Here is a 24,040-nt window from a genome sequence, read left to right as displayed (position 1 = left end):
GCGCCCGCCGGGTGCCGCCGCCCGGCGGGCACCGCCGTGCCGGCATGCCCTCTCACGCGGTGTCCCCGCAGTGGGCCTCGCGGCGGGCCCTCCTCCCGCTCCCCGCTCCACGCCCCCGGTCACGGGTCCTCCACCGACCGTCGGGTCGTCCTCCAGCGCGGGGCGTCGTCATCAGGGAGGTCCGGAGACGCAAAGTGGAAGGGCACGCAAAGGTGGTCGGCCAGCGCCTGCCCGGCCTCGGTGGCCGTGACACCCAGGGGAGGGCCGTCGGACCGGCGGTGGACAGTCGCCAGGTGGCCCTCCCCTTCCGGGGAGTCCAGGACCGCGACCAGGAGCACGAACCAGTCGTGCACCGTGTCCCCGTCCCACAGCGCCTCCACCGCCGCCACACGGCCCGGCAGAGCCGCGGCGCGGGCGGCGAGCGAGGGGAGGTCCAGCGGATCCGGCGGCGTGTGCTGTACGCGGTCGCCCAGGGCCTCGTACCGCGCGCGGACCACCCCCTCCGCTTCGTGCAGGCCCACCCCCAGCGGGCGCAACGCCTCCCGGACGGATCTGACCGCCGGCAGCCGGCGGTCGCGCAGCACGTCGGCATCGACCTCCCGCCGGGTCCGCTCATCCAGATACTTCCACCAGCCGCTCACCGGGCCGGCCGTCGGGATCTCACGGTACGTGTCACAGGCGCGAACATACGCCAGTGCTCGGCCTCTTCCCCAGTCGCCCCGTGCGGGTGCGGTCGAGCTTCATGAACACCCCGACCCTGATCCCGTCTCGTGGTTCCCGCCTCCGCACAGGTGTCGAAGCGCGTCGATGCCGTGGACGAATCGGGCGGGGCGAGGGGAACGGTGATGAGGGCGCAGGCGCCCCGGCCCTTCCCGGATGGCCCTACGGGGCGGCGGGCGACGGTGGTCCCGCCGATCGGCAGGGCTGTCAGCCGTGGATGCCTCCGCAGACCGCGCGTCAGATACCGACCCGGCTGGGCACCGCGTCCACCCGCCCGTACCCGAGCACCTGAGCGAGGACTTCGCGAAACCGCCTGACGTCCTCGGCCGGTGCCTCGAGGACGGCCTCGACCTCGGGGTCGGTCAGCCGCAGATCTCCCAGCGCTTCGGGGTCAAGCACGATGCGGAGGACGTTGCCCGTCAGGACGGCTTCCCGAACACAGCCGTACGCGGTGCCCTGTCCGGCCGTGACCAGGCAGTGCGTGTCCATCCCGAGGGCGGCCTCCTGCTCATCGGGGTCTTCTTCTCCTGCCATGAACATCATGAGGAAACCGCTTCCGTCCTCACCCTCGGCAAGAGCGGCTTCGGTGAAGTACCCGTCGGGGTCGATCTCGGTCGTGACGACACGGGCGATGAACCGGTATGTCATGACGGGGTTCTATCAGTGCGCCCAGCCGCGCCGGGGGGTGGGGCGAGCCCTGCGTCCTCACCAAAGTCACGCTTCACCGCCTGCCCGCGCCCAGGCAGGCAGGCCACCGCCCTTTCCGGCTCGGCACGCCGGAGCCGGGCGGCCTGAGGGGCGGCGCGCACTGCAGCGGGGCGGCGGCCGCCGGTATCGCTCCACGTCCCCTGGTCGTGTGCCGTGCGGGTCATGCCGCAGTCGTACAGGAACGGCCTGCCACCTCCTCCCACCGCTCCCGGCCGACGGCGATCTGCTGCGCGGGCGGCCGGCCCGCCCTGTACCGCAGTCGTGTGCCCGCCGGTGTGGCGGGCCCGCGGCGAGGCCGTCATGCGGCCACGCCGGGGCTCCCCACCGTCCGCTGTGCGGGTCGAGGCCCGTACGTCGGGGAGCGGCAGCACGCGCCGCGCGAACACCGCGGAGCGGCAGAGGGCAGGCGCACCCGCAGGGGAACGTGCTGACGCAGCAGCCCGAGGCGGCGGTGTTCAGCCGACCACCGGGATGACGTCCGAGCCGTACGCGTCGATGGTGCCCTCGCGGTGGTCGTGCATGGCGTACACCGCGAACTGGTCGACGCCCAGGTCCTGGAGGCGGCGCAGCTTGTCGCGGTGGGCCTCGGCGGGGCCGAGGAGGCAGAAGCGGTCGACGATCTCGTCGGGGACGAAGTCGGTGGAGGGGTTCCCGGCGCGGCCGTGGTGGCTGTAGTCGTAGCCCTGCCGGTCCTTGATGTACGCCGTGAGGGCCTCCGGGACCAGGTCGGAGTGCTCGCCGTAGCGGGCCACGAGGTCGGCGACGTGGTTGCCGACCATGCCGCCGAACCAGCGGCACTGGTCGCGGGCGTGGGCCAGGGCGGCCGGCGAGTCGTCGGCGGTGACGTACGCGGGCGCGGCGACGCAGACGGTGACCGACGCGGGGTCGCGGCCGGCGTCGGCGGCGGCCCGGCGGACGGCCTTGACCATCCACTCCGTCAGGAACGGGTCGGCGAGTTGGAGGATGAACCCGTCGGCCTTCCGCCCGGCCAGGGCGAGGGCCTTGGGGCCGTACGCGGCCATCCACACCGGCAGGCGGCCGTCGCGGATCCACGGGATGCGGACGGGCCGGCCGTCCACCTCGGCCTCTCGGCCCTCCGCCAGGTCGCGGATCACGCCGATGGCCTCGCCGAGGCGGGCCAGGGTGTCGGGTTTCCGGCCGGCGACCCGCATCGCCGAGTCGCCGCGGCCGATGCCGCACACGGTGCGGTTGCCGTACATGTCGTTGAGTGTGGCGAAGGTGGAGGCGGTGACCTCCCAGGTGCGGGTTCCGGGGTTGGTGACCATCGGGCCGACGTGCAGCTTCGTGGTGTGGGCGAGGATCTGGCTGTAGATGACGAACGGCTCCTGCCACAGCACGGCGGAGTCGAACGTCCAGCCGTAGCGGAAGCCGTTGCGCTCCGCGCGCTTCATCAGGCTGACCACCTGGGAGGCCGGGGGGTCGGTCTGCAGGACGAGTCCGAAGTCCATGGGGTTTCCTCAGTCCAGGTACTGGCAGGTGGAACGCGGGGTGTAGACGCCGTGTCCGGGGCGGCCGGTGTAGGTGCGGCGGTCGATGACGACCCGGCCGCGGGAGAGGACGGTCTCGACCTGTCCGGTGACGGTCCTGCCCTCGTACGCCGAGTAGTCGACGTTCATGTGGTGGGTGGCGGCGGACAGGGTCTGCCGGGCGTGCGGGTCGTAGATGACGAGGTCCGCGTCCGCGCCCGGGGCGATGGTGCCCTTCTTCGGGTAGAGCCCGAACATGCGGGCCGGGGTCGCGCAGGCGATCTCGATCCAGCGGCGGCGGCTGATGTGGCCGTCCACCACCGCCTGGTGCAGCAGGTCCATGCGGTTCTCCACGCCCGGCAGCCCGTTGGGGATCTTGGAGAAGTCGCCGCGGCCCAGTTCCTTCTGGCCCTTGAAGCAGAACGGGCAGTGGTCGGTGGACACCACCTGGAGGTCGTTGGTGCGCAGGCCCCGCCACAGCGCCGCCTGGTGCTCGCGCGGCCGCAGCGGCGTGCTGCACACGTACTTGGCGCCCTCGAAACCGGGCTCGGCGAGGTTGTCGGTGGACAGGAACAGGTACTGCGGGCAGGTCTCCCCGAACACCGGCAGGCCCTTGTCGCGTGCGGCGGCCAGCTCCGCGACGGCCTCCTCCGCCGACACGTGCACCACGTACAGCGGGGCTCCGGCGACCCGGGCGAGCTGGATGGCCCGGTGCGTGGCCTCGGCCTCCAGCAGGACCTTGCGCACCTCTCCGTGGTGGCGGGGGTCGGTCTCGCCCCGTGCCAGGGCCTGTTCGACGAGGACGTCGATGGCGATGCCGTTCTCGGCGTGCATCATGATCAGCCCGCCGTTGAGGGAGGACCGCTGCATGGCGCGCAGGATGCGGCCGTCGTCGCTGTAGAAGACCCCCGGGTACGCCATGAAGAGCTTGAAGCTGGTCACGCCCTCCTGGACGAGGAGGTCCATCTCCTTCAGCGACGAGTCGTCGACGTCGGAGAGGATCATGTGGAAGGCGTAGTCGATCGTGCACTTGCCGTCGGCCTTGGCGTGCCAGGCGTCCAGTCCTTCGCGCAGGGTGTGGCCGACGGTCTGGACGGCGAAGTCGACGATGGTGGTGGTGCCGCCCCAGGCGGCGGCGCGGGTGCCTGTCTCGAAGTCGTCGGACGCGAACGTGCCGCCGAAGGGCAGTTCCATGTGGGTGTGGGCGTCGACGCCGCCCGGGATGACGTACCTGCCCGTGGCGTCGAGGACGCGGTCGGCGCCGTCGGCCCAGGTCTCCGCCGCGCTGCTGCCGTGCGCGGCGAGCGCGGCGATGCGGCCGTCCTCGATGAGGACGTCGGCGTGGGTCTCCTCGGCGGCGGTGACGACGAGGCCGCCTCGGACGAGAATGCGGGTGCTCATGGTGCGGGTCGGCCCCCTTGCTTGCCGTGGACGCGGACGGGTACCGGGCTCACCGGACGGAGTGCAGGGCCTGTGCGAAGAGGGCGGCGCCCTCCTCGGCCTCTGCGACGTTGAGGCTGAGCGGCGGTGTGATGCGCAGGACGCTGGTGTCGTGGCCGCCGCCCTTGCCGATGAGCAGGCCGCGGTCGCGGGCGGCTTCGAGGACGGCCGCGGCGGCTTGGGGGGCGGCGGCGCCGGTGTCGGGGTCGGCGAGTTCGACGCCGATCATCAGGCCGCGGCCCCGCACCTCCCGGACGAGGGGGACTGCGGCGCAGATGGCGCGCAGCCGCTCCAGGAGGAGGCCGCCGACGCGGCGGGCGTTGCCCTGGAGGTCGTGTTCGAGGAGGTACGACAGGTTGGCGAGGCCCGCGGCCATGGTGACGGGGGAGCCGCCGAAGGTGGAGATGGACTGGGCGTCCAGGCAGTTCATCACCTCGGCGCGGGCGACGACGCCGCCGACGGACATGCCGTTGGCGATGCCCTTGGCGAAGGTGAGCATGTCGGGCGGGCCGCCGGCGGCGTGCGCCTGCCAGCCCCAGAAGTGCTCGCCGGTGCGGCCCCAGCCGGTCTGCACCTCGTCGCTGATCCACAGGATGCCGTGCCGGTCGAGGACCTCCCGGAACGCCGCGTAGAGCCCGTCGGGCGGTGCGGTGAAGCCGCCGACGCCCTGGACGGGTTCGGCGATGAGGGCGGCGATGTCCCCGGTGTGGCCGATCAGGTCCTCCAGGTCGGCGACGCAGGCTGCGGTGAAGTCGGCGTCGGAGAGCCGGGCGAAGGGGCCGCGGGTGCGGACGGCACCGTGCACGTAGAGGGTGCGCAGCGCGGACAGGGTGCTGGTGGTCCAGGTGCGGTTGCCGGTGACGGAGACGCTGGAGAAGGACCGGCCGTGGTAGCTGTTGCGCATCGCCAGGATCTGGTTGGAGCGGCGGTACGCGGTGGCGAGGAGGAGCGCGGTGTCGTTGGCCTCGGTGCCGGAGGTGGTGAAGAAGACCCGGGCGTCGGGGATGCCGGAGAGGGCGGCGATCCGCTCGGCCAGGTCGACCATCGGGCGGTTCAGGTAGAGGGTGGAGGAGTGGATGATGCGGCCGGCCTGCTCGCTGACGGCCCGGGTGACCTCGGGCAGGGCGTGGGCGGTCATGGTGGTGAGGATGCCGCCGAAGAAGTCGAGGTAGCGGTGGCCGTCGGCGTCCCAGACGTGGCGGCCCTCGCCGCGGGTGATCTCGATCGGGCGGTCGTAGTAGAGGGCGAGCCAGTCGGGCAGCACGGTCCTGCGGCGGGCGAGGAGGTCGTCGTTCACGGCTCCACCAGTCCTTCGTACGCGTCGGGGCGCCGGTCGCGGTAGAACGCCCACTGCTGCCTGACCTCGTCGATGAGCCTGAAGTCGAGGTCGCGGACGACCAGTTCCTCCTCCTTGTCGGAGGCGGTGTCGCCGACGATCCGGCCGCGGGGGTCGACGAAGTAGCTGGTGCCGTAGAAGTCGTTGTCGCCGTACTCCTCCTGGCCGACGCGGTTGATGGCGGCGACGAAGTACTCGTTGGCGACGGCGGCCGCGGGCTGCTCCAGCTGCCACAGGTAGGAGGAGAGGCCGCGGTGGGTGGCCGAGGGGTTGTAGACGAGCTGGGCGCCGTTGAGGCCGAGTTGCCGCCAGCCCTCGGGGAAGTGCCGGTCGTAGCAGATGTAGACGCCGACCCTGCCGACGGCCGTGTCGAACACGGGCCAGCCGAGGTTGCCGGGCCGGAAGTAGAACTTCTCCCAGAACCCCTTGACCTGCGGGATGTGGTGCTTGCGGTACTTGCCGAGGTAGCTGCCGTCGGCGTCGATGACGGCGGCGGTATTGTAGTAGAAGCCGGAGTCCTCGACCTCGAAGACGGGGACGACGATCACCATGCCGGTCTCGCGGGCCAGGTCCTGCATGCGGCGGACCGTGGGCCCGTCGGGAACGGGCTCGGCCCAGCGGTAGTGCTCGGTGTCCTGCACCTGGCAGAAGTAGGGGGCGTTGAACACCTCTTGGAAGCCGATGACCCGGGCGCCCTGGCGGGCGGCCGCGCGGGCGTGGGCCTCGTGTTTGGCGATCATCGAGTCGGTGTCGCCGGTCCAGGTGGCCTGGACGAGCGCGGCGCGCACGGTCTGGGCGGGCTGGGACATGAGCTGCTCCTTCGGCACGGCGTCAGAGAGCCTCTACGCACGTAGAGCGATGCGTAGGAGGAGAACGTAAGCCCCGTCACATCCCGGGGCAAGACCGCCGCTGTCGCCCACTGAAGTCGATCATTTTTCGCACCCGACTGGTCCATAGCGGTCACACCGAGGCCGTGCCGCGACGGTTCGCGCCCGTCGGCACCTCAGGTGACGACGAGGCCCGCCACGCGCAGGGCGTGCACGACCGCCGCCTCGCGCGCCGGGGCCGCCGTCCGCACGGCCCGGAGCACCTCGGGCACCAGCCGGTGCGGGGCGCAGGCGGCGAACCGGGCGGTGTCCTCCGGCGACCGCACCGCGACGAAGACCTCGACGAGGGCACGGGCGCCCCACCGCGAGGCGCGCTGCCCGGTCACGGCCGCCGCGACGTCCTCGCCCGGCCGGGTCACGCCCTGCCGCAGGAGCTGCCGGGCGTCGTCCTCCCGGCCGGCGGCGGCGAGCGCCGCGGCGACGTCGGCCAGGTGCGCGGTCGGCAGGGACACCGCCTCCCACAGCAGGGTCGCCCAGTCGGCGGCCAGCCCGGCGCGGTGCAGCCCGCGGCGAGCAGCGGCAGCCGTACGGCGGGCCAGCGGGCGGCCTCGCACAGCAGCGCGTGCGCCTCGCCGCCGCGGCCTCCGGCCCGCAGGCCGAGGAGCGCGGACACGGCGCGGGCGACCGCGGCCCGGTCACCGGCGGCGACGGGTCCCGCCTCGGGCAGGGCGGGCGGGGCGGCCCGTCGTCCGCGCCCCCGCCGCCGAAGCGGGCGCCGGTCGGCGCGGCCCCCGCGGGGACGGCGGGCCCGGCCTCGGGGGAGCGGTCACGGGCCCGCCGTCCCCGCCGGACTCGTCCAGCCAGGCGTACCGGGCACCGCGGGGCCTGCGCCGCTTGCGGCCCCGCTCTCCGCGGGGGCGGTCGGCTCGGGCCGTACGGGCGCGGGGCGCGGTCCGGCGTCCTGCGGGAGGGCCGCGAGCCGGGCCCGCAGTTCGGCGGCCCGGGCGGTGGCGCGGGCGTGGTCGTCGCGCAGCCACGCCAGGTCGTGCGCGAGCCGCCCCGCCCCGTCGGGTGCGGTGCCGGCCCGCGCGGTGAGCTCCCGGGCGCGTTCGGCGGCGCGGGCCTGCTCCCGCAGGGCCGCCTGCAGCCGGTCGAGGAGCGCGCGGCGCGCGCCGGGCCGGGCGTCGCGCTCTGCGGCGGCGGACGCGTGGAGCCGGCGGGCCCGGGCGGTCTGCGCCCGGCCGGGCTCCTCGCCGCGCAGCTCCGCGAAGTCCCCGAGGAGCGCCTCCACGACGTCCCAGGGCGGCAGTTCGTCCCCGGACAGGCAGGCCCGCATGCCGTCCGGGTCCCGCGCCAGGAAGACGCCGTACCACCCGCTCCCGGGGTCGATCAGCGCGGTCAGCTCCCCCAGCCAGTGTGCGAACTCCACGGAAGCCCGGCCGGCTTGCTGCTCGGTCATCGGCACACCCACGCCCCTGCACGCTTCGACGGCGACCCTGCCACGCACCGCATTCGACCCGAGTCGTGTTACGGCGCCGCTACGGGGAGTTTGCGAACCGGAGGCTTCGCTCCCGGGTCAGCTCGCGGGGCGGACGACCATGGCGGAGCCGCCGCCGCGCCGCACCTTCTCGGCGGCCGCCAGCCAGCGGCCGCCGGGGAGGCGCTGCACGCCCGTCGCCGCGCCGATCTCGGGGACCTCGCGGAAGGCGTGGCCGCGCTCGGCCAGCCGGGCCCGGTGCTGTCCGGCGAGTCCGGGCTCGATGTCGGTGCGTTCCTGGTTGCGCTGGCTGGCCCGGGGCGCGGCGATGGCGTCCACCAGCGGGAGCCCCCGGTCGAGGACCCCGGTCAGGGTCTGCAGCACGGTCGTGATGATGGTCGCGCCGCCCGGGGAGCCCAGGGCGAGGACCGGGCGGTCGTGGCGGTCCAGCACGATCGTGGGGGCCATCGAGGAGCGGGGGCGCTTGCCCGGGCCGGGCAGGTTCGGGTCGTGGACGGCGGGGTCGGCGGGGGCGAAGGAGAAGTCGGTGAGCTCGTTGTTGAGCAGGAAGCCGCGGCCCGGCACGGTGATGGCGCTGCCGCCGGTCTGCTCGATGGTCAGGGTGTAGGCGACGACGTTGCCCCACCGGTCGGCGGTCGTCAGGTGCGTGGTGCTCTCGCCCTCGTACGGGGTGGGGACCGCCTTCCCGGACGGCTCGCAGCCGGGGGCGGCGTCGTGCGGGTCGCCCGGGGGCAGGGGGCTGGTGAGGGCGGTGTCGTCCTTGATGAGGCAGGCCCGGGCGTCCGCGAACCGCTGCGACAGCAGCCCCTCCAGCGGCACGTCCTCGTGCGCCGGGTCCCCGACCCACCGGCCGCGGTCCGCGAACGCGATCCGGCTGGCCTCGACGAACCGGTGCAGGTACGCGTCCTCGGGGGCGGCGGCGGGTCGCAGGTCCGTGCCCTCCAGGATGTTCAGGGCCTCGCCCACCGTCGTCCCGCCCGACGAGGAGGGCGCCATGCCGTACACGTCGAGCCCGCGGTACGACACCTTCGCGGGCCGCCGCCGCACCGTCTCGTACGCGGCGAGGTCGCGTGCCGTCAGGTCCCCGGCCCGTACGGTGCGTCCGGCGCCCTCCCGTACCGGGGGGTTGCGCACCGTGCGGACGATGTCGCGCGCCAGGTCGCCCCGGTACATGGCGCGGGTGCTGCCCTGGCGGCCGAGCTTGGCGTACGTGCGGGCGAGGTCGGGGTTCCGCAGGACCGAGCCGGCCTCGGGGAGCGCGCCGCCGGGCAGGAACAGTGCGGCGCTGGCGGGGAAGTCGCGGAACCGGTCCTCGTTGGCCCGGGTCTGCGCGCGGAACGTCTCGTCGACGACGAAGCCCTCGCGGGCCAGCCGCTCGGCCGGTTTCAGCAGCTCGCGCAGGGACTTCGTGCCCCAGGCGTCCAGGGCCGCGTCCCAGGTCGCGGGAGTCCCGGGCACGCCGACGGCGAGTCCGCTGGTCGCGGCCTCGCCGAACGGCAGGGGCGCGCCTGCGCCGTCGAGGAACAGGGTCGCGGTCGCCGACGCGGGTGCGGTCTCGCGCCCGTCGATGGTGTGGACGGTGCGCGTGCGGGCGTCGTAGTGGACGAGGTAGCCGCCACCGCCGATGCCCGCGGAGTACGGCTCGGTGACGCCGAGCGCGGCCGCGGTCGCGACGGCGGCGTCCACGGCGTTGCCGCCGGCCTTGAGCACGGCGATGCCGGCGGCCGAGGCGTCGGCGTCCACACTGGCCACGGCCCCGCCGTGGCCGACGGCGACGGGTGTCTTGGCGGGCGGGGGCGGGGCGGGGGCCGGAGGCGGCGCCGCCCCGGTGGTCAGCGCCGTCGCGGAGACGGCGACGAGGGAGGCGTACCGGACGAGGAACCGACGGGACCGACGCAGCACCGCATACCTCCAGTCAACGGCCGTCCGCACACGGTAACTTCGGCCGGCTCCGGGGGCCAGGACCCCCTCGAACACCGGCGCGTGTCCCCGCTAGCATGCGCCCTCATGGACGAGAACCTGCGGGACATCGTGCTGGGCGTGGCGGCCGCCGGAGTGAGCGCCTCGCTGGGCTGGCTGGCGCGCACGGCGCTGTGGCGCAGGAGGCTCCGGCGCAAGCAGGCGTTCTTCGGCCTGCCGGGGAACTCCGAGTGCCTGCTGGTGGTGAACCGGGAGGCGGACGGCGACGGCGTGCACCGCAACGACGTGTTCGCGCTGCTGGAGCTGTCCGCGCTGATACGGGACTGCGACGCGCACGCCCGCATCGTCCGCCACGACCAGGCGCAGCAGGGCTTCGGGGAGCGCACGGAGTTCTGCCTGGGCGGCCCGTACTCGAACCAGCGCACGCAGGCGCACCTCCGCACCCTGCTCCCCGGTGTGCGGGTGGACTTCGAGGCCGAGCCGCGCAGGGTGGTCTTCCACATCGGCCCGGACGAGTACCGGCAGGAGCCCAAGACCAGCGAGTACGTGCTGCTGGCCCGGCTCACCGCGGGCGAGGGCGAACGCCCGGTCTTCCTCATCTGCGGCCAGAGCTCCATCACCAACCAGGCCGCCACCCGCTACCTGGTCCGCCACCACGAGAAGCTGGCCCGCACGTACAAGCGGGAGCCGTTCGTCCTCCTCCTGAAGGTGGTGAACTCGGAGGCGTACGGCCCGGACGTCGTCGAACTGTCCGCCGACATCACCCGCAATGCCACGACCCCGGCCCCGATCCCGGCCCCGACCGAGCCGGTCGCGGCCCAGAGCCCCACCACCTAGCCCCGCGGTCCCTCGTACTCCTTTTCGTACCAGTACGCGACGCGCTCGCGTGTCTCCTCGTCCAGCGTCGGGCAGTCCCGGAGCCGGAGGAGGGCGTCCTGGCTCTCCGGGAGCGCCTTGGTGCACAGGAGGGCGACCACGGCCTCCCGCGCGGCGAACCCCCGTCGGGCGTAGCGCTCCGCGAGCTCCGGCAGCCACGGGGCGAGGGCCTGTTCGTCGTCGACCATGAGGCCGCACCAGTAAAGGGTCTCCTCGGCGATCCAGCCCTTGATCCGCAGCACCCACCGCTCGGTGAACGCGGTCGTGTCCAGGCCCAGCGCCGCGCACTCGGCCTCGGCGCGTTCCATGGACGCGCGGGTCACTTCGCTCGCGTACGAGATGCGGCCGCGCAGCACTCGGCGCACCGCCGACCACTCGGGCCAGCCTCCGTACTCGTCCTCGAACGCGTTCCCCCGCTCGCCCGGCGGCTCCGGCCCGGCCGGCGGCTCCTGCGGCAGACAGGCCTCCAAGACGGCACGGGCGTAGCCGAGTGACCGGTCGCTCTCCTCCGTCTCCGGCGGCCATGCGAAGCCGTCGCCCCAGGAGAACGGGTACGCCCGCACCACCTCGGGCAGCAGCGGCGTCTCGCCCGGAACAGGGTCCGTCGGCCTCAGTTCCAGGGCTTTCTCCTCGGTCACGAGACCCCCAGGTATTCCATCGCGGTCTTCGGGTCCTTCATCTTGCCGGAGTCGCGGGCTGCCTGCTTCTCGGCGTCGGACTTGGCGTTCCACGCGTCGTTCATGGCCGTCAGCTGCGACGGGGTGATGTCCTGGCCGGCGACGCGGGCGGTGAGTCCGTTGTCCGCGAAGGTCTGCGCGGGTGTGCCGGGCGGGGTCGTGCCGGTCTTCTTGTCCCGCTGGAAGCCGTCGAAAATCCTGTCCCAGCCCTGCTGGGTCTGGATCTCGTAGCGGGCGGCCCGAGGCGGGTTCGCCCCGTCCTGCGCGGCCCAGTCCGCGAGCCGTTCGGCCTGGGCCGGCATGGACGCCTGCGTGGTGGCGTTGGCCGTGTTCTTGACCTCCACGACATGGACCTTGCCGTCCTTGCCCTTGTACACGACGTCCGCGTCGTCGATGGCGCTGACGTCGGCCGACGTGCCGTCCCCGAAGTCGACGGACTGGCGGCCCTTCTTGGCGCCCACCGCCGCGTACACCTTGGTGCCGTCCGCGGCTTCGGCGTCGGCGGCGTGCTTGGCCGCCCGGACCTCCGCCATGGCCTCCGCCAGCTGGTGGCGGTTGCCGGCCTTGAGGACGGTGCCGCCCAGCGAGGCGCGGCTCTGGTTGTCGATGTTCTTGGTGTTCAGCAGGGAGTCGAGGTCGTGCCAGCCCCAGACCGACACGTCGGAAATTCTTCGGTTTCTCCGCAACCCGCCCCCGCTGTTCGCCCTCTCTCCCAGAGACGAAGGAACACACCGGAGGTTGTCCGTTGAGCCGCACCCGCGCCCTCAGTCGCGCCCGCATACGTCCCCGCACCGCGCTCCGCGCCGGCGCCCTCGCCGGCACCGCGGTCCTCGCCGCGGCCCTGACGGCGTGCTCGGGCGGCAGCGGCCCCTCCGGCGGCGGCGCCGCAGGAGCCGGCCAGGACGGCAAGGCCAAGCCCGAGACCCGCATCGCCGTGAACCTGACGGGCAAGGAGGCCGCGCCCGGCAGCCCCGTGAAGGTGTCGCTGGCCGAGGGCACCCTCAAGCAGGTCACCGTGACCGACTCGCAGGGCGCCGTGCTCGCCGGCGAGGTGGCCGCCGACGGGAGGAGCTGGACGTCCGCGCGCGGCGCCGCGCCGGGCACCGGCTACACGGTGGAGGCGCGCGATGCCGGCGGGGGCACCGCGAAGGCGGAGTTCGCGACCGCCGCGGCGCAGAAGGTGAACAAGCTGACCCTCGCCCCCGGCAAGAACACCACGGTCGGCATCGCCCAGCCGCTGTCGATCGTCTTCGACCACCCGGTGAAGAACAAGGCGGCGGTCGAGAAGGCGCTGAAGGTGACCACGTCGAACGGCACGGAGGGCTCCTGGGGCTGGATGCAGGACTGGTCCGGCAAGGACCGCGTCGACTGGCGGCCCCGCGAGTACTGGAAGCCGGGTACGAAGGTCACGTTGAACGCCGAGCTGAACGGGGTGGACTCCGGTCCGGACGGCGGCTGGTTCGTCCGCGACTACGTCACCGGTTTCGCCGTCGGCAGGAACCAGGTCGTGAAGGTCGACCTCGACGGCCACCGGCTCACGCTCGTGCGTGACGGGCAGACCGTCAAGGAGATCCCCATGTCGGCCGGGACGCCCGGCGGGGAGAAGGCGTCGTGGCGGGGCCGGACCGTCCTGATGTCGAAGGAGGGCACCATCAACATGAACTCCGAGACGGTCGGCCTCGGCGACGCGTACGACAAGATGGTCGACTACTCGATGCGGCTGACCTGGTCCGGGATGTACGCGCACGCGGCGCCCTGGAACGCCCGGTACATGGGCAGCGCGAACAGGAGCTCCGGCTGCATCGGCATGACCGACGCCGACGCCCGGTGGGTGTACGGGCAGGTGCAGGTGGGCGACCCGTTCGAGATCGAGGGGGACGACGCCAAGGGCACCCAGGCCCTGAACAACGGCTACGGCGAGTGGAACCTGTCGTGGGAGCAGTGGCAGGCGAAGAGCGCCCTGCGGTGAATCCGGCCGCCGGGCCCGCCGCGATTGTTACCATCGCGTAACTTACCGGGGAGTTACCTCCGGTAAGCCGCTGCGGTTACCTTCGGTTCACTTTCAACCATCACGCGACGACGTGAGGAGTGACCCGTGGGTCTTTCGCGTAACGCCCTGCGCACCGCGGCCATCGGCGCGGTCTCGGCCGCCCTGGCGGCCGGCACGGCCCTCGGGTCCGCCGCCGCGGCGGCGCAGCCCGCACGGACGGCCGCCGCACCGGCGGCCGCGGCCGGTATACGGTTCGTCGACATCACCGGCCACGGCGGGGTGGTACTCAAGGCCAACGTCGTCGCCCCCGCCCACGCGGACGGCACCCGGCGCTTCCCGCTCGTCGTGCTCCCCACCAGCTGGGCCACCCCGCAGATCGAGTACCTCGCCCAGGCCCGCAAGCTCGCCGACTCCGGCTACGTGGTCCTCACGTACAACTCCCGGGGGTTCTGGCAGTCCGGCGGCCACATCGAGGTCGCCGGACCCGCCGACGTGGCGGACGCCTCCGCGGTCCTCGACTGGGCCCTGGCCCACACCCCCGCCGACCCGGAGCGCATCGGCATGGCGGGCGTCTCGTACGGCGCCGGCATCAGCCTCATGGCCGCCGCCCACGACCCGAGGATCAAGGCCGTGGCGGCGCTCAGCGGCTGGGCCGACCTCATCGACTCCATCTACAGCGGCCGCACCCAGCACCTCCAGGCGGCCGCCCTGCTGGGCGGCACCGGCTACCTCACCGGACGCCCGGGTCCGGAGCTCCGCCAGGTGCTGCACGACTTCCTCTCCTCGGACCTGTCCCGGGAGCAGGAGATGATCGACTGGGGCCGCAAGCGCTCCCCCGCCACCTACCTGGACCGGCTCAACACCCACCGGCCCGCGATCCTGATGGGCAACGCCTGGGGGGACACGGTCTTCCCGCCCAACCAGTACGCCTCCTTCTACGAGAAACTGGCCGGGCCCAAGCGGCTGGAACTGCGCCCCGGCGACCACGCCACCGCCGAGGCCGGCGGCCTGCTCGGCCTGCCGAACGACGTGTGGACCAGCACGCGGCGCTGGTTCGACCACCACCTGAAGGGCGCGGACAACGGCATCGACCGCGAGCAGCCCGTCCGGCTGAAGTCCCGCAGCGGAGGCCCCTACGAGGGCTACCCCGACTGGCGGTCGGTCGGCGAGCGCCGGCACCGGATCCCCCTCGGCGGCGAGCAGCGCATCCACGCGAACGCCGACTCGGGCGCCAACGGCGGCACCGCGCTGCTGTCGAACGCCCTCGACCAGTTCCTCCGCGTGCCGCCCACGGTGTCGGTGCCGCTGCTCCCCCGCTCCCGTGCCGCCGTGTGGCAGTCCGAGCGGTTCCGCACCACCCGGCAGGTGCGCGGCACCGCGACCCTCCACACGACCGTCACCAGCGCCGACAGCAGCGGCACCTTCGTGGCGTACCTCTACGACGTCGGCCCCCTCGGTTTCGGCAGGCTGGTGAGCAACGCACCCCACACCTTCCACGGCCGCACCCCGGGCGAGCCGTTCACCGTGGACCTGGAGCTGTTCTCCACCGCGTACGACGTGCCGGCCGGGCACCGGCTGGCGCTGGTGCTCGACGGCGTCGACCCGTTGTACATCGACCACAACCCGACCGGCGCGCGGCTGACCTTCTCCTCGCCGCCCACCGACCCCTCGTACGTGTCGGTGCCGCTGCGCGAGCAGTGATCCTCGGCCTCGGCCGGGCAGGTTTCGAGGTCAGCGCACACTATGCGCGCCGCCGGGACGCTCCACAGCTCGACACGCACGGCTCAGGAATAGCGCTATTTACCCAAAAAGCTGCGTAAGGGGGTGAACTGGGCGAACCGCTCATACGGGTCGCGGCTGTCACCCTTCGGCGGCCTCGCCGTACCGCTGGGACAGCTCCGGCGAGCCGGTGACCGCCCAGTCCAGGCCCGCCGCGACCACGTCCAGCTCCCGCCCCGACACCAGCCGCACCACGGGCCGCCCGGCGGGCAGCACGTCCCACACCGCCCCGGGGACCGTGCGCACGATCACCGTGCCGAGGTACAGGCCCGCGTCGTTGCCCACCCACGGAAGCTCCTCGGGGTCCTCGCGCCAGCGTGGCAGCAGTTGGTCCAGGGCCTCCAGGGAGCGCGGGCTGTCGTCGAGGCGCACTCCGGCGGCCGCCGCCCGGGCGCGCAGCAGGGAGCACTCGGACAGCAGGCCGGCGACCCCCTCCGGGTCCTCTTCGAAGGCGGTGGCGAGTGTCGCGTGCCGCCCGCCGCCGCGCCGCTTGCGCCAGGCGGCCAGGAAAGGGAAGTTCATACGGCCCAGGGTGGCACCGGTGCCGCCGCGGGCACGACAGGGCGCGCGCGGCGGCGCTCCGGTCCGCCTGCGCGCCCTGCGGCGCGGTCCGCTACACGTCCAGGTCGACGACGACCGGGGCGTGGTCGGAGGCGCCCTTGCCCTTGCGCTCCTCGCGGTCCACGTAGCTGTCCTGCACGGCGGCCGCGAACGCCTTGTTGCCGTAGACGAGGTCGATGCGCATGCCCCGGTTCTTGGGGAAGCACAGCTGGCGGTAGTCCCAGTACGTGAAGGGGCGGTCGTACTTGAGCGGGCGGGGCACGACATCGCTCAGGCCGACGCCCCGCAGCCCCTCCAGCGCGGCCCGCTCGGGCGCGGTGACGTGCGTGGAGCCCTCGAAGAACGACCGGTCCCAGACGTCGTCGTCGGTGGGCGCGATGTTGAAGTCGCCGAGCACGGCGAAGGGGCGGGCACCGGCCGCGTCCCCCGCGACGGCGCCCTGCAGGGCCTCCAGCCACCGCAGCTTGTACGCGTAGTGCTCGTGGGCGACCTCGCGGCCGTTCGGCACGTACACGGACCAGAGGCGGACGGGACCGCAGGTCGCGGAGACGGCCCGCGGCTCCTGCGCCCCGTCGTAGTCCGGCCCTCCGGGCAGGCCGGTGACCACGTCCTCCAGGCCGACCCGGGACACCAGGGCCACGCCGTTCCACCGCCCGGTGGCGTTCACCACCGACTCGTACCCCAGCTCCCGCAGCTCGGCGGTGGGGAACTGCTCGGCGGTGCACTTGGTCTCCTGGACGCACAGCACGTCCGTGCCGCTGCTCTCCAGCCAGGCCAGCAGCCGCGGGAGCCGGGCGGTGATCGAATTGACGTTCCAGGTGGCGATGCGCATGACGGCAAGCCTAACGGCGGGGTCCGACAACGGCCGCCGCCCGCCGCCGCGGGGTCAGAGCTCGGTGTACGCGCCGGGGGTCAGCCGCCGGTGCTCGGCGCCGCTCAGGTTGCCCAGGTGGGTGTCGTAGATCGGCCGGGCGAGCGGGGTGAGCAGGGCGTCGTGGACGTCGATGGTGCGCTGCGGCTTGACCTCCCTGACGTAGTCGATGACCTCGGAGATCTTGCTCCAGGGCGCCATCACGGGCAGCATCAGCGTCTCGACGGGCCGCCCGGGCACGGTGAGGGCGTCACCGGGGTGGAAGACGGACCCGTCCACGAGATAGCCGACGTTGGTGATGCGCGGCAGGTCCGGGTGGATGACGGCGTGCAACTGGCCGTGCACCTCCACGTCGAACCCGGCGGCGGTGAACGTGTCGCCCTCGCCCACGGTGTGCACGCGGCCGGGGAAGGCGGCGGAGATCCGCTCGGCGACGCTGCGCAGCGTCCACACCTCGGCGCCGGGGGCGGCCTCCAGAGCGGCCCGGAGGCGGCCCTCCTCGAAGTGGTCGGGGTGCTCGTGGGTGATGAGGACCGCGTCGGCGCCGAGGGCGGCGTCCTCCTCGCTGAACCCGCCCGGGTCGATGACGAGGGTCCGCCCGTCCTTCTCCAGGCGGACGCAGGCGTGGGACTTCTTGGTCAGCTTCATGGGCCCATCCTGCCTTCCGTACGCGGTTCTTCGCGATGTCCCGCCGTCATGGCCTGGGCGCCGTCTCCTCCTTGATCACCTGGTGGGCGACGCGGAACGCCGCGTTCGCGGCGGGCAGCCCGCAGTAGACGGCGGTGTGGAGCAGGACCTCGCGGATCTCGGCCGGGGTGAGGCCGTTGCGGAGGGCGGCGCGGGTGTGGGCGGCGAGCTCGTCGGTGTGGCCGCGGGCGGCCAGCGCGGCGAGGGTGACGCAGCTGCGGGTGCGCCGGTCGAGCCCGTCGCGGGTCCACACCCCGCCCCAGGCGTAGCGGGTGGCGAGGTCCTGGAAGTCCCGGGTGAAGTCGTCGGCGGCGGCGAGGAGGCCGTCCACGTACGCGTCGCCGAGGACCTCGCGGCGGGTCCGCAGACCGGCCTCGTACGGGTCTGCCTCGATGCGGGGCACGGGGGCGGGCGGCTGCGCCGGGGCGGCCGGTGCGGGTGCGGGCCCGGGGGTGAAGGGCGGCGCGGGGGCTGCGGCGGCGAGGGGAGGGCGGCGAGGGTGTCCTGCAGGGCGCCGGAGAAGTGCCGGACGAGCAGGTCGGTGACGGCGGCGGGCTGCTCGATGGGGGCGAGGTGCGAGGCGCCCGGCACCAGGGCGAGCCGGGCGTCGGGGATGCCGGCGACGAGGGTGCGGGCCTCGGCGGGGCCGGCGACCCGGTCCTCGGAGCCGACGAGGACCAGCGTGGGCACGCCGATCCTGGCGAGGTCGGCACGGACGTCGAACGCGGCGAGGGCCTCGCAGGCGGCGATGTAGCAGCCCGGGTCGGTGGTGCGGACCATCTGGACGGCCCAGTCCGCGATCGCCGGCTGGGCGGCGGCGAAGCCCGGGGTGAACCACCGCTCGGGCGCGCCGGCGGCGAGGGGTTCGAGGCCGCCCGCGCGGACGGCGACCGCGCGCTGGCGGTACTCGTCGGCGGTGCCGAAGCGGGGTGAGGCCGCGATCAGGGTGAGGGCGGCGAGCCGGTGCGGAGCGCGCAGCGCGAGGTCGGCGCCGACGGCTCCGCCGAGGGCCGTGCCCGCGTAGCCGAAGCGCTGGACGCCGAGTCCGTCGAGGGTGGCGAGGAGCCGGTCGGTGAGCTCGGCGACGGAGCAGGCGGGCTCCGCGGGGGCGCCGCCGTGTCCGGGGAGGTCGAAGCGGACGACCCGCCAGCGGGCGGTGAGGCCGGGCAGCTGGCGGTCCCACATGTGCCACGTGGTCCCGAGGGACGGGCCGAGGACGAGGACGGGGGCGTCCTCGGGGCCGTCGCTGCGGTGCTGCAGCGTCCTGGGGCGGCGCCGGGACGGCTCGGCGGGGGCGGCCCGGCGGGGGACTGCGGGGCGGACGGCGGCGCGGTCCGCGGCGCCGCGGCGTCTTCCGGGCGGCGGGGCCGGCCGCGTCGGGGCCGCGCGTGGGGGTCGTCGTCTCGGTCACCTCGGTCACGGGCCCAGGGTAGTGACGCGGGCCGGGCGCCGGCCGCCGGGTGGCGCCCGGCGGCTACGGGGTCGTGGTGGAGACCACGTACACGCGGGGGACGGCCGGGTCGGTGAGGTCGACGGTGATGTCCCGGGTGGGCCGCGGGTCGGCGTTGGGGACGGTGGTGGCGGCCCAGTCGCGGTCGGCGGCGAAGTCCCAGCCGACGGTGTCCGCGTCCCGTTCGCCGACGGTGACCCGGCCGTGCTCCAGGGCGGCGCGCTCGGTGCCGGAGCGTTCGAGGTACCGGTCGAGGCCCGTCGAGTTGGTGGTGAACTGCACGTACAGCCGGCTGGTCTTCCAGTTGCTGGTCTCGAAGTAGGCGACGTCCGTGGACCCGCCGGGGATCGGCACCTCGTAGATGCGGCGCTTCATCTTGGACGGCCAGCTGTCCTGCAGGCCCACCGCCGAGGACTCGGCCTGCTTGTCGCGGCCGCTGGAGCGGCTCTGCTCGGCGGAGATCAGGTAGTACGTGGTGGACGCGGTGACGAGCAGCGCGATGACCAGGGCGGCGAGTCTGCGGTGCCGCATCCTGGCGCGCCGCTCCTCCGGGCCGTTCGGGGCGGCGGGGGCGGTCGGGGTGACGTCGGTGGGGGTCGTCGTCATGCCTCGGGTTCCTTGGCGGGGCGGGCGGTGCCGCCGGTGGCGGTGTTCCTGTCGCGGACGGTGCGGCCGGTGAGGCCCCCCGCGCCGCCGCGGAACGCCTGTGCGTAGCGCTCGTACCGCTCGTACCGCTCGACGCGGCGGCGGTTGGCGCGGCGGAAGCGGCGGGCGACGAGCCGGGCGAGGTCGGCGGCGCCGACCATGCCGGCCTCGGGGCCGAGCTGCGCCTTGGCGATACGGGCCTCGGGGCGGTAGCCGCGGCCGGTGAGGTGGCGGCGGAAGGCGTCCCGGGCGGGTCCGATGAGGAGGTCGTCGGCGGCGCTGACGCCTCCGCCGATGACGAAGCAGGACGGGTCGAGTGCGGCGGCGAGGTTGGCGATGCCGACGCCGAGCCACTGGCCGATGTCCTGGAGCAGTTCGACGCACATGGCGTCGCCCTCGCGGGCCAGCTCGGTGATCAGGGGGCCGGTGATGTCGGGGACCTGGCCCTTGACGCGTTCGATGATGCCGTGGGCGACCGGCGAGTCGGCGGCGGCGAGTTCGCGGGCCTCCCGTACGAGGGCGTTGCCCGAGCTGTACTGCTCCCAGCAGCCGCGGTTGCCGCACGGGCAGCGGTGGCCCCCGGGGACGACCTGCATGTGGCCGAACTCGCCGGCGACCCCGTACTTGCCGCGCTTGACGCGGCCGTCCTCCAGGATGGCGCCGCCGATCCCGGTACCGAGGGTGATCATGACGAGGTGGTCCTCGCCGCGGCCCGCGCCGAAGCGCCACTCCGCCCAGGCGGCGGTGTTGGCGTCGTTGTCGACCATGACGGGGACGGCGAGCCTGCTCTGGAGGTTGTCGCGCAGGGGTTCGTTGCGCCAGGCCAGGTGCGGGGCGAAGAGGACGGTGCTGCGGTCGGCGTCGACCCAGCCGGCCGCTCCGATGCCGACGGCGTGCACGTCGTGCCGGTCGGACAGGTCCAGGACGAGCTCGACGATGGTGTCCTCGACGACCTTGGGGCTCTTGGACTTGTCGGGGGTCTCGGTGCGGACCTTCTCCAGGATGGCGCCGTCCGCGTCGACGACGCCGGCCATGACCTTCGTCCCGCCGATGTCGATGCCGACGGTGGGCACGCGGGGGGCGCTCAGGTGGGAGCGGCGTTCGCGGGTGCCCACGGTGCGCAGGACGGTGCCGCGGGCGCTGCCGCGGTGGCTGAGGTCGCGGTGGGTGCTCACGAGGTCCTGTCGCCTTGCGGTGGTGGGCCGGGCCGGGGCGGTCCGGCGGCGGACGGCGCCCGCCGCCCCGATTCTGCCAGGTGCGCGGTCCCGGGCGGCGGTGCGCGCGGGCCGCCGGGCCGTGGCGGCGGGCGGGCGCGGCGGCCCGCGCCTTCGGTACGGGGGCGGCGGGCCGCGCCCGGCGGCGGGCGCGGGCCGGAAGGCGGGCGGGGGCCGGCGGGTGCGGGTCGGTCGGCGGGCGGGGGCCGGCGGGTGCGGGTCGGTCGGCGGGCGGGGGCCCTGGCGGCTCAGGCTCCGGTGGGCCGCTCCAGTTCGTGGCGCAGGTCGTCGAGTTCGCTGCCCCCGGCCATCCGGCGGGTGAGCTCGTCGAGGGTCACGGAGCCCCTGGCGTGGCTCGCCGCCATGCGGCCGCGCTGGAGGAGGACGAAGCGGTCGCCGACGAGGTGGGCGTGGTGCGGGTTGTGGGTGATGAGCACCACGCCGAGGCCGGCGTCCCGGGCGGCGGCCACGTACTTCAGGACGACGCCGGACTGCTTGACGCCGAGGGCGGCGGTGGGCTCGTCCAGGACGATGACCTTGGCGCCGAAGTGGATGGCCCGGGCGATGGCGACGCACTGCCGCTCGCCTCCGGACAGGGTGCCGATGGGCTGGTCCACGTCCCGCAGGTCGATGCCCATGCGGAGCAGTTCGGCGCGGGTGGTGGCGCGCATGCGGGCGGTGTCGAGCCGCCGGAAGGGGCCCTTGCCGGTGGTGGGCTCGGAGCCGAGGAAGAAGTTCCGCCACACCGGCATGAGGGGGACGACGGCGAGGTCCTGGTAGACGGTGGCGATGCCGCGGTCGAGGGCGTCGCGCGGGGAGGACAGCACGGTCTCCTCGCCGTCGATGCGCAGGGTTCCCGCGTCGTGGGCGTGCAGCCCGGCGATGATCTTGATGAGGGTGGACTTGCCGGCGCCGTTGTCCCCGAGGACGCAGGTGATCTGCCCGGCGTGGACCTGGAGGGAGACGTCCTCCAGCGCGCGGACGGTGCCGTAGTGCTTGCTGACGCCGTCGAGTGCGACGAGCGGTGCGGGGGTGGTCGCGGTCGTCACGGGGTGGCCTCCGCGCGCTTGCGGACCCAGGCGTTGAGCAGGGTCGCGAGGAGCAGCATCGCTCCGAGGAAGAAGGTGAACCAGTCGGGGTTCCACTCGGCGTACACGATGCCCTTGCCGGTCATGCCGAAGATGAGGGCGCCCACGGCGGAGCCGACGGCGGACCCGTATCCGCCGGTGATCAGGCAGCCCCCGATGACGGCGGCGATGATGTAGATCAGTTCGTTGCCGACGCCCTCCCCGGACTGGACGGCGTCGAACGAGAACAGCAGGTGCTGGCCGGCGATCCAGGCGCCGAAGGCGACACCCGCGTAGAGGAGGATCTTCGTGCGCCGTACGGGGACGCCGACGGCGCGGGCGGCGTCGGCGCCGCCGCCGACGGCGAAGACCCAGTTGCCGAAGCGGGTGCGCAGCAGGATCCAGGTGGCGGCGGCGACGAGGCCGAGCCACCACAGGATGGTGACCTTGAGGGTGGCGCCGCCGAGGGTCAGCTCGGAGGCGAACACGGCGCGGGCCGAGGGGAAGCCCTCCATGTCGGCGATGGTCTTGGTGGAGACGGTGCCGCTGACGAGCTTGGTGACGCCGAGGTTGAGGCCGGTCAGCATCAGGAACGTGCCGAGGGTGACGATGAAGCTGGGCAGCCGGGTGCGGGTCAGCAGGAAACCGTTGAACAGCCCGACGGCGAGGGCCGCCAGCAGGGACACGCCGACGCCGACCCAGACGTTCGCGGTCAGCTGGTAGCTGACCATCGACGAGGTCAGCGCCGCCGTGGTGACCAGGACGCCGGCCGACAGGTCGAACTCGCCGCCGATCATGAGGAGGGCGACGGGGACGGCCATGATGCCGATCGTGGACGCGGCGTACAGGACGGTGCCGAGGCCGGCGGCGGTGAGGAAGCCGTCGGCGGCGACGGCGAAGAAGAGGAAGACGGCGAGGGCACCGACGACGGAGCCGAGCTCGGGCCGGGTGAGCAGCCTGCGGGCGAGCCGCCTCGCGGGCGGCGCGGCAGGCAGCTGCTCGGCGGGGCCGGGGCCCTGGGGCCGGGGCGGGGCGGTGGCGGTCATCGGGTGCCTCGCTCGGTGTACTCGGCCAGTGCGGCCGCGTCCTTCTCCGTGACGATCTGCGGGCCGGTGAGGACGGGGCGGCCGCCGCCGAGGACATGGGCGTTGTAGCGGTGGAGCCACAGCAGGTCCACGGCCTCGTAGCCCTGGAGGTACGGCTGCTGGTCGACGGCGAAGGCGAGGGTGCCGCTGCCGAGGGCGGCGGCGACCTTGGCGTTGAGGTCGAAGGTGGCGATCTCCGCCTTCGCTCCGGCCGTGCGCTTGGCCTGGGCGGCGGCGTCGGCGTAGGGCGCGCCGAGGGTGACGACGGCGTCCAGGGCCGGGTCGGTCTGGAGCTTGGCCTCGATGGACGCCGTGACGTCGGGCATGTTGGTGCCGTCGACGTACAGGTTCTGCAGCTCGCCGTCGAAGGTCTCGCGGATGCCGTCGCAGCGCTGCTCGTGGCCGACGTTGCCCTGCTCGTGCAGGACGCACAGCGCCTTCTTGCGGCCCCGCTCGTCGAGCGCGTCGCCGACGGCCCGGCCGGCGACGGTCTCGTCCTGCCCGATGTGGGTGAGGGCGCCGAAGGCGGCGGACTGCTCGGAGCCGGAGTTCACGGTGACGACGGGGATGCCGGCGGCGACCGCGCGGGCGACGGACGCCTTGAGCGCCTCCGGCTTGGCGAGGGTGACGATCAGCCCGTCGACCTTCTTCGCGACGTACGCGTCGACGAGCTGGGCCTGCTCCTGGCCCTGGTCGCTGTGGGCGTAGAGGAAGTCGACGTTGTCCTTGGCCGCGGCCTGGCGGGCGCCCTTCTGGACGATGTCCCAGAACGTGTCGCCGTCGCCGGAGTGCGTCACCATGGCGATGGTCCAGCGGGGGGTGTCCACGGCGGGGCGGCCGTTCTGTGCGGCCGCGGCGGCCTTGCGCGCGTCCTCGGCGCGCTTGCCGCCGGTGGCGCTGCAGCCGGTGGCCGCGATCAGGCCGAGCACCACCGCCAGCACGGCGGCCGCCCCGCGTGCACCCGCCCGACCTGTCGTCCGCGCCCTTGCCACGATGGCCCGCCTCCCGCTTGTCCGTCCTGCTGCCGTACCGAGGCCGGGAAGGGGCTTTTGTCCGCTCCCGGCCGGGTCAAGTATCGGTCATGGCGGATCGGCGCCCGGAGACGGGGGCGCCGGCCGCCGCCCGGCCCGGCGGGCGGCGGGGAAGTACGCCGGACCGGCGGGCGTGGAGGAGGAGCGCCGACCGGCGGTCGGAAGGGAGGA

Annotated in this window: 22 protein-coding genes and 1 pseudogene; 3 read left to right on the top strand and 20 right to left on the bottom strand. The window is 73.9% G+C overall.

Going from position 1 to position 24,040, the window contains the following annotated elements; all coding sequences use genetic code 11:
* Positions 1-119: 119 nt before the first annotated feature.
* The 9 genes from L6E17_RS04705 to ggt form a co-directional block, all read right to left on the bottom strand.
* The gene (locus tag L6E17_RS04705; RefSeq protein WP_236239452.1) at positions 120-641 is read right to left on the bottom strand and encodes a hypothetical protein; all 522 of its coding nucleotides are present in this window, start codon (positions 639-641) and stop codon (positions 120-122) included.
* Between the two features lie 316 nt (positions 642-957).
* Entirely contained in the window at positions 958-1,368 is a 411-nt protein-coding gene (locus L6E17_RS04700; RefSeq protein ID WP_236239451.1) for an Imm10 family immunity protein, read from the bottom strand.
* A gap of 515 nt (positions 1,369-1,883) precedes the next feature.
* Entirely contained in the window at positions 1,884-2,897 is a 1,014-nt protein-coding gene (locus tag L6E17_RS04695) for a TIGR03842 family LLM class F420-dependent oxidoreductase (RefSeq protein ID WP_236239450.1), read from the bottom strand.
* A 9-nt stretch (positions 2,898-2,906) separates the two neighbouring features.
* Positions 2,907-4,316 (bottom strand): dihydropyrimidinase, encoded by a 1,410-nt coding sequence (gene hydA / locus L6E17_RS04690; protein WP_236239449.1) that lies wholly within the window; start codon positions 4,314-4,316, stop codon positions 2,907-2,909.
* 49 nt (positions 4,317-4,365) lie between these two features.
* A complete protein-coding gene (locus tag L6E17_RS04685; protein WP_236239448.1) occupies positions 4,366-5,652 on the bottom strand; it encodes an aspartate aminotransferase family protein in 1,287 nt (428 codons plus the stop codon).
* Positions 5,649-6,500 carry a nitrilase-related carbon-nitrogen hydrolase gene (locus L6E17_RS04680; protein WP_236239447.1) on the bottom strand — a complete coding sequence of 284 codons (852 nt, stop codon included), beginning with the start codon at positions 6,498-6,500 and terminating at the stop codon, positions 5,649-5,651. The genes L6E17_RS04685 and L6E17_RS04680 overlap by 4 nt, the downstream gene beginning before the upstream one ends.
* A gap of 194 nt (positions 6,501-6,694) precedes the next feature.
* Positions 6,695-7,132, bottom strand: a complete 438-nt coding sequence (locus L6E17_RS30875) for a hypothetical protein (RefSeq protein ID WP_308315823.1) — start codon at positions 7,130-7,132, stop codon at positions 6,695-6,697.
* Positions 7,133-7,344: 212 nt separating this feature from the next.
* Positions 7,345-7,977: a hypothetical protein gene (locus tag L6E17_RS30870; protein WP_308315822.1), complete on the bottom strand. Its 633-nt coding sequence runs from the start codon at positions 7,975-7,977 to the stop codon at positions 7,345-7,347.
* A gap of 117 nt (positions 7,978-8,094) precedes the next feature.
* On the bottom strand, positions 8,095-9,918 hold the full coding sequence (gene ggt, locus L6E17_RS04670; protein WP_236239446.1) for a gamma-glutamyltransferase: 1,824 nt from the start codon (positions 9,916-9,918) through the stop codon (positions 8,095-8,097).
* A gap of 105 nt (positions 9,919-10,023) precedes the next feature.
* On the opposite strand from ggt, the gene L6E17_RS04665 reads away from it, so the two are divergent.
* Positions 10,024-10,773 carry a hypothetical protein gene (locus L6E17_RS04665; protein WP_236239445.1) on the top strand — a complete coding sequence of 250 codons (750 nt, stop codon included), beginning with the start codon at positions 10,024-10,026 and terminating at the stop codon, positions 10,771-10,773.
* On the opposite strand, the gene L6E17_RS04660 is transcribed toward L6E17_RS04665, so the two are convergent.
* On the bottom strand, positions 10,770-11,450 hold the full coding sequence (locus L6E17_RS04660) for a hypothetical protein (RefSeq protein WP_236239444.1): 681 nt from the start codon (positions 11,448-11,450) through the stop codon (positions 10,770-10,772). The two genes, L6E17_RS04665 and L6E17_RS04660, sit on opposite strands and share 4 nt — an antisense overlap.
* Complete coding sequence (locus tag L6E17_RS04655) at positions 11,447-12,148, bottom strand: hypothetical protein (RefSeq protein ID WP_236239443.1); 702 nt, start codon at positions 12,146-12,148, stop codon at positions 11,447-11,449. The genes L6E17_RS04660 and L6E17_RS04655 overlap by 4 nt, the downstream gene beginning before the upstream one ends.
* Positions 12,149-12,234: 86 nt before the next feature.
* Here L6E17_RS04655 and L6E17_RS04650 point away from each other — a divergent pair, with 86 nt between their 5' ends.
* Positions 12,235-13,458, top strand: coding sequence for an Ig-like domain-containing protein (locus L6E17_RS04650; protein ID WP_268984703.1), 1,224 nt, complete (start codon positions 12,235-12,237; stop codon positions 13,456-13,458).
* Between the two features lie 126 nt (positions 13,459-13,584).
* Positions 13,585-15,180, top strand: a complete 1,596-nt coding sequence (locus L6E17_RS04645) for an alpha/beta fold hydrolase (RefSeq protein WP_236239442.1) — start codon at positions 13,585-13,587, stop codon at positions 15,178-15,180.
* Between the two features lie 159 nt (positions 15,181-15,339).
* Here the strand turns inward: L6E17_RS04645 and L6E17_RS04640 are convergent, their stop codons facing one another.
* The 9 genes and pseudogenes from L6E17_RS04640 to L6E17_RS04600 form a co-directional block, all read right to left on the bottom strand.
* Complete coding sequence (locus tag L6E17_RS04640; RefSeq protein ID WP_236239441.1) at positions 15,340-15,780, bottom strand: DUF6278 family protein; 441 nt, start codon at positions 15,778-15,780, stop codon at positions 15,340-15,342.
* Between the two features lie 91 nt (positions 15,781-15,871).
* On the bottom strand, positions 15,872-16,651 hold the full coding sequence (locus L6E17_RS04635) for an exodeoxyribonuclease III (protein ID WP_236239440.1): 780 nt from the start codon (positions 16,649-16,651) through the stop codon (positions 15,872-15,874).
* Positions 16,652-16,705: 54 nt separating this feature from the next.
* The gene (locus L6E17_RS04630; RefSeq protein WP_236239439.1) at positions 16,706-17,338 is read right to left on the bottom strand and encodes an MBL fold metallo-hydrolase; all 633 of its coding nucleotides are present in this window, start codon (positions 17,336-17,338) and stop codon (positions 16,706-16,708) included.
* Positions 17,339-17,384: 46 nt separating this feature from the next.
* A pseudogene (gene pcaC, locus L6E17_RS04625) lies at positions 17,385-18,562 on the bottom strand (4-carboxymuconolactone decarboxylase).
* 289 nt (positions 18,563-18,851) lie between these two features.
* The gene (locus L6E17_RS04620) at positions 18,852-19,433 is read right to left on the bottom strand and encodes a hypothetical protein (RefSeq protein ID WP_236239438.1); all 582 of its coding nucleotides are present in this window, start codon (positions 19,431-19,433) and stop codon (positions 18,852-18,854) included.
* Complete coding sequence (locus L6E17_RS04615; protein WP_236239437.1) at positions 19,430-20,647, bottom strand: ROK family glucokinase; 1,218 nt, start codon at positions 20,645-20,647, stop codon at positions 19,430-19,432. Before L6E17_RS04615 ends, L6E17_RS04620 begins: the two co-directional genes overlap by 4 nt.
* A 287-nt stretch (positions 20,648-20,934) precedes the next feature.
* Positions 20,935-21,735 carry an ATP-binding cassette domain-containing protein gene (locus tag L6E17_RS04610; protein WP_236239436.1) on the bottom strand — a complete coding sequence of 267 codons (801 nt, stop codon included), beginning with the start codon at positions 21,733-21,735 and terminating at the stop codon, positions 20,935-20,937.
* A complete protein-coding gene (locus tag L6E17_RS04605; RefSeq protein ID WP_236239435.1) occupies positions 21,732-22,799 on the bottom strand; it encodes an ABC transporter permease in 1,068 nt (355 codons plus the stop codon). Before L6E17_RS04605 ends, L6E17_RS04610 begins: the two co-directional genes overlap by 4 nt.
* A complete protein-coding gene (locus L6E17_RS04600) occupies positions 22,796-23,830 on the bottom strand; it encodes a sugar ABC transporter substrate-binding protein (RefSeq protein WP_236239434.1) in 1,035 nt (344 codons plus the stop codon). The genes L6E17_RS04605 and L6E17_RS04600 overlap by 4 nt, the downstream gene beginning before the upstream one ends.
* Between the last annotated feature and the right edge of the window lie 210 nt (positions 23,831-24,040).

This window comes from Streptomyces sp. CC228A (genome assembly GCF_021390935.1).
Lineage (GTDB): Bacteria > Actinomycetota > Actinomycetes > Streptomycetales > Streptomycetaceae > Streptomyces.
The sequence above is the reverse complement of the archived record's forward strand: the minus strand, read 5'-3'. Positions and strand labels throughout refer to the sequence as shown.

What these genes read in the sequence shown, in the direction of transcription:
- hydA (WP_236239449.1), bottom strand. Translation starts at nt 4,316, where the DNA reads ATGAGCACCCGCATTCTCGTCCGAGGCGGCCTCGTCGTCACCGCCGCC.
- L6E17_RS30870 (WP_308315822.1), bottom strand. Translation starts at nt 7,977, where the DNA reads ATGACCGAGCAGCAAGCCGGCCGGGCTTCCGTGGAGTTCGCACACTGG.
- L6E17_RS04605 (WP_236239435.1), bottom strand. Translation starts at nt 22,799, where the DNA reads ATGACCGCCACCGCCCCGCCCCGGCCCCAGGGCCCCGGCCCCGCCGAG.
- L6E17_RS04680 (WP_236239447.1), bottom strand. Translation starts at nt 6,500, where the DNA reads ATGTCCCAGCCCGCCCAGACCGTGCGCGCCGCGCTCGTCCAGGCCACC.
- L6E17_RS04620 (WP_236239438.1), bottom strand. Translation starts at nt 19,433, where the DNA reads ATGACGACGACCCCCACCGACGTCACCCCGACCGCCCCCGCCGCCCCG.
- L6E17_RS04640 (WP_236239441.1), bottom strand. Translation starts at nt 15,780, where the DNA reads ATGAACTTCCCTTTCCTGGCCGCCTGGCGCAAGCGGCGCGGCGGCGGG.
- L6E17_RS04665 (WP_236239445.1), top strand. Translation starts at nt 10,024, where the DNA reads ATGGACGAGAACCTGCGGGACATCGTGCTGGGCGTGGCGGCCGCCGGA.
- L6E17_RS04700 (WP_236239451.1), bottom strand. Translation starts at nt 1,368, where the DNA reads ATGACATACCGGTTCATCGCCCGTGTCGTCACGACCGAGATCGACCCC.
- L6E17_RS04630 (WP_236239439.1), bottom strand. Translation starts at nt 17,338, where the DNA reads ATGAAGCTGACCAAGAAGTCCCACGCCTGCGTCCGCCTGGAGAAGGAC.
- L6E17_RS04635 (WP_236239440.1), bottom strand. Translation starts at nt 16,651, where the DNA reads ATGCGCATCGCCACCTGGAACGTCAATTCGATCACCGCCCGGCTCCCG.
- L6E17_RS04695 (WP_236239450.1), bottom strand. Translation starts at nt 2,897, where the DNA reads ATGGACTTCGGACTCGTCCTGCAGACCGACCCCCCGGCCTCCCAGGTG.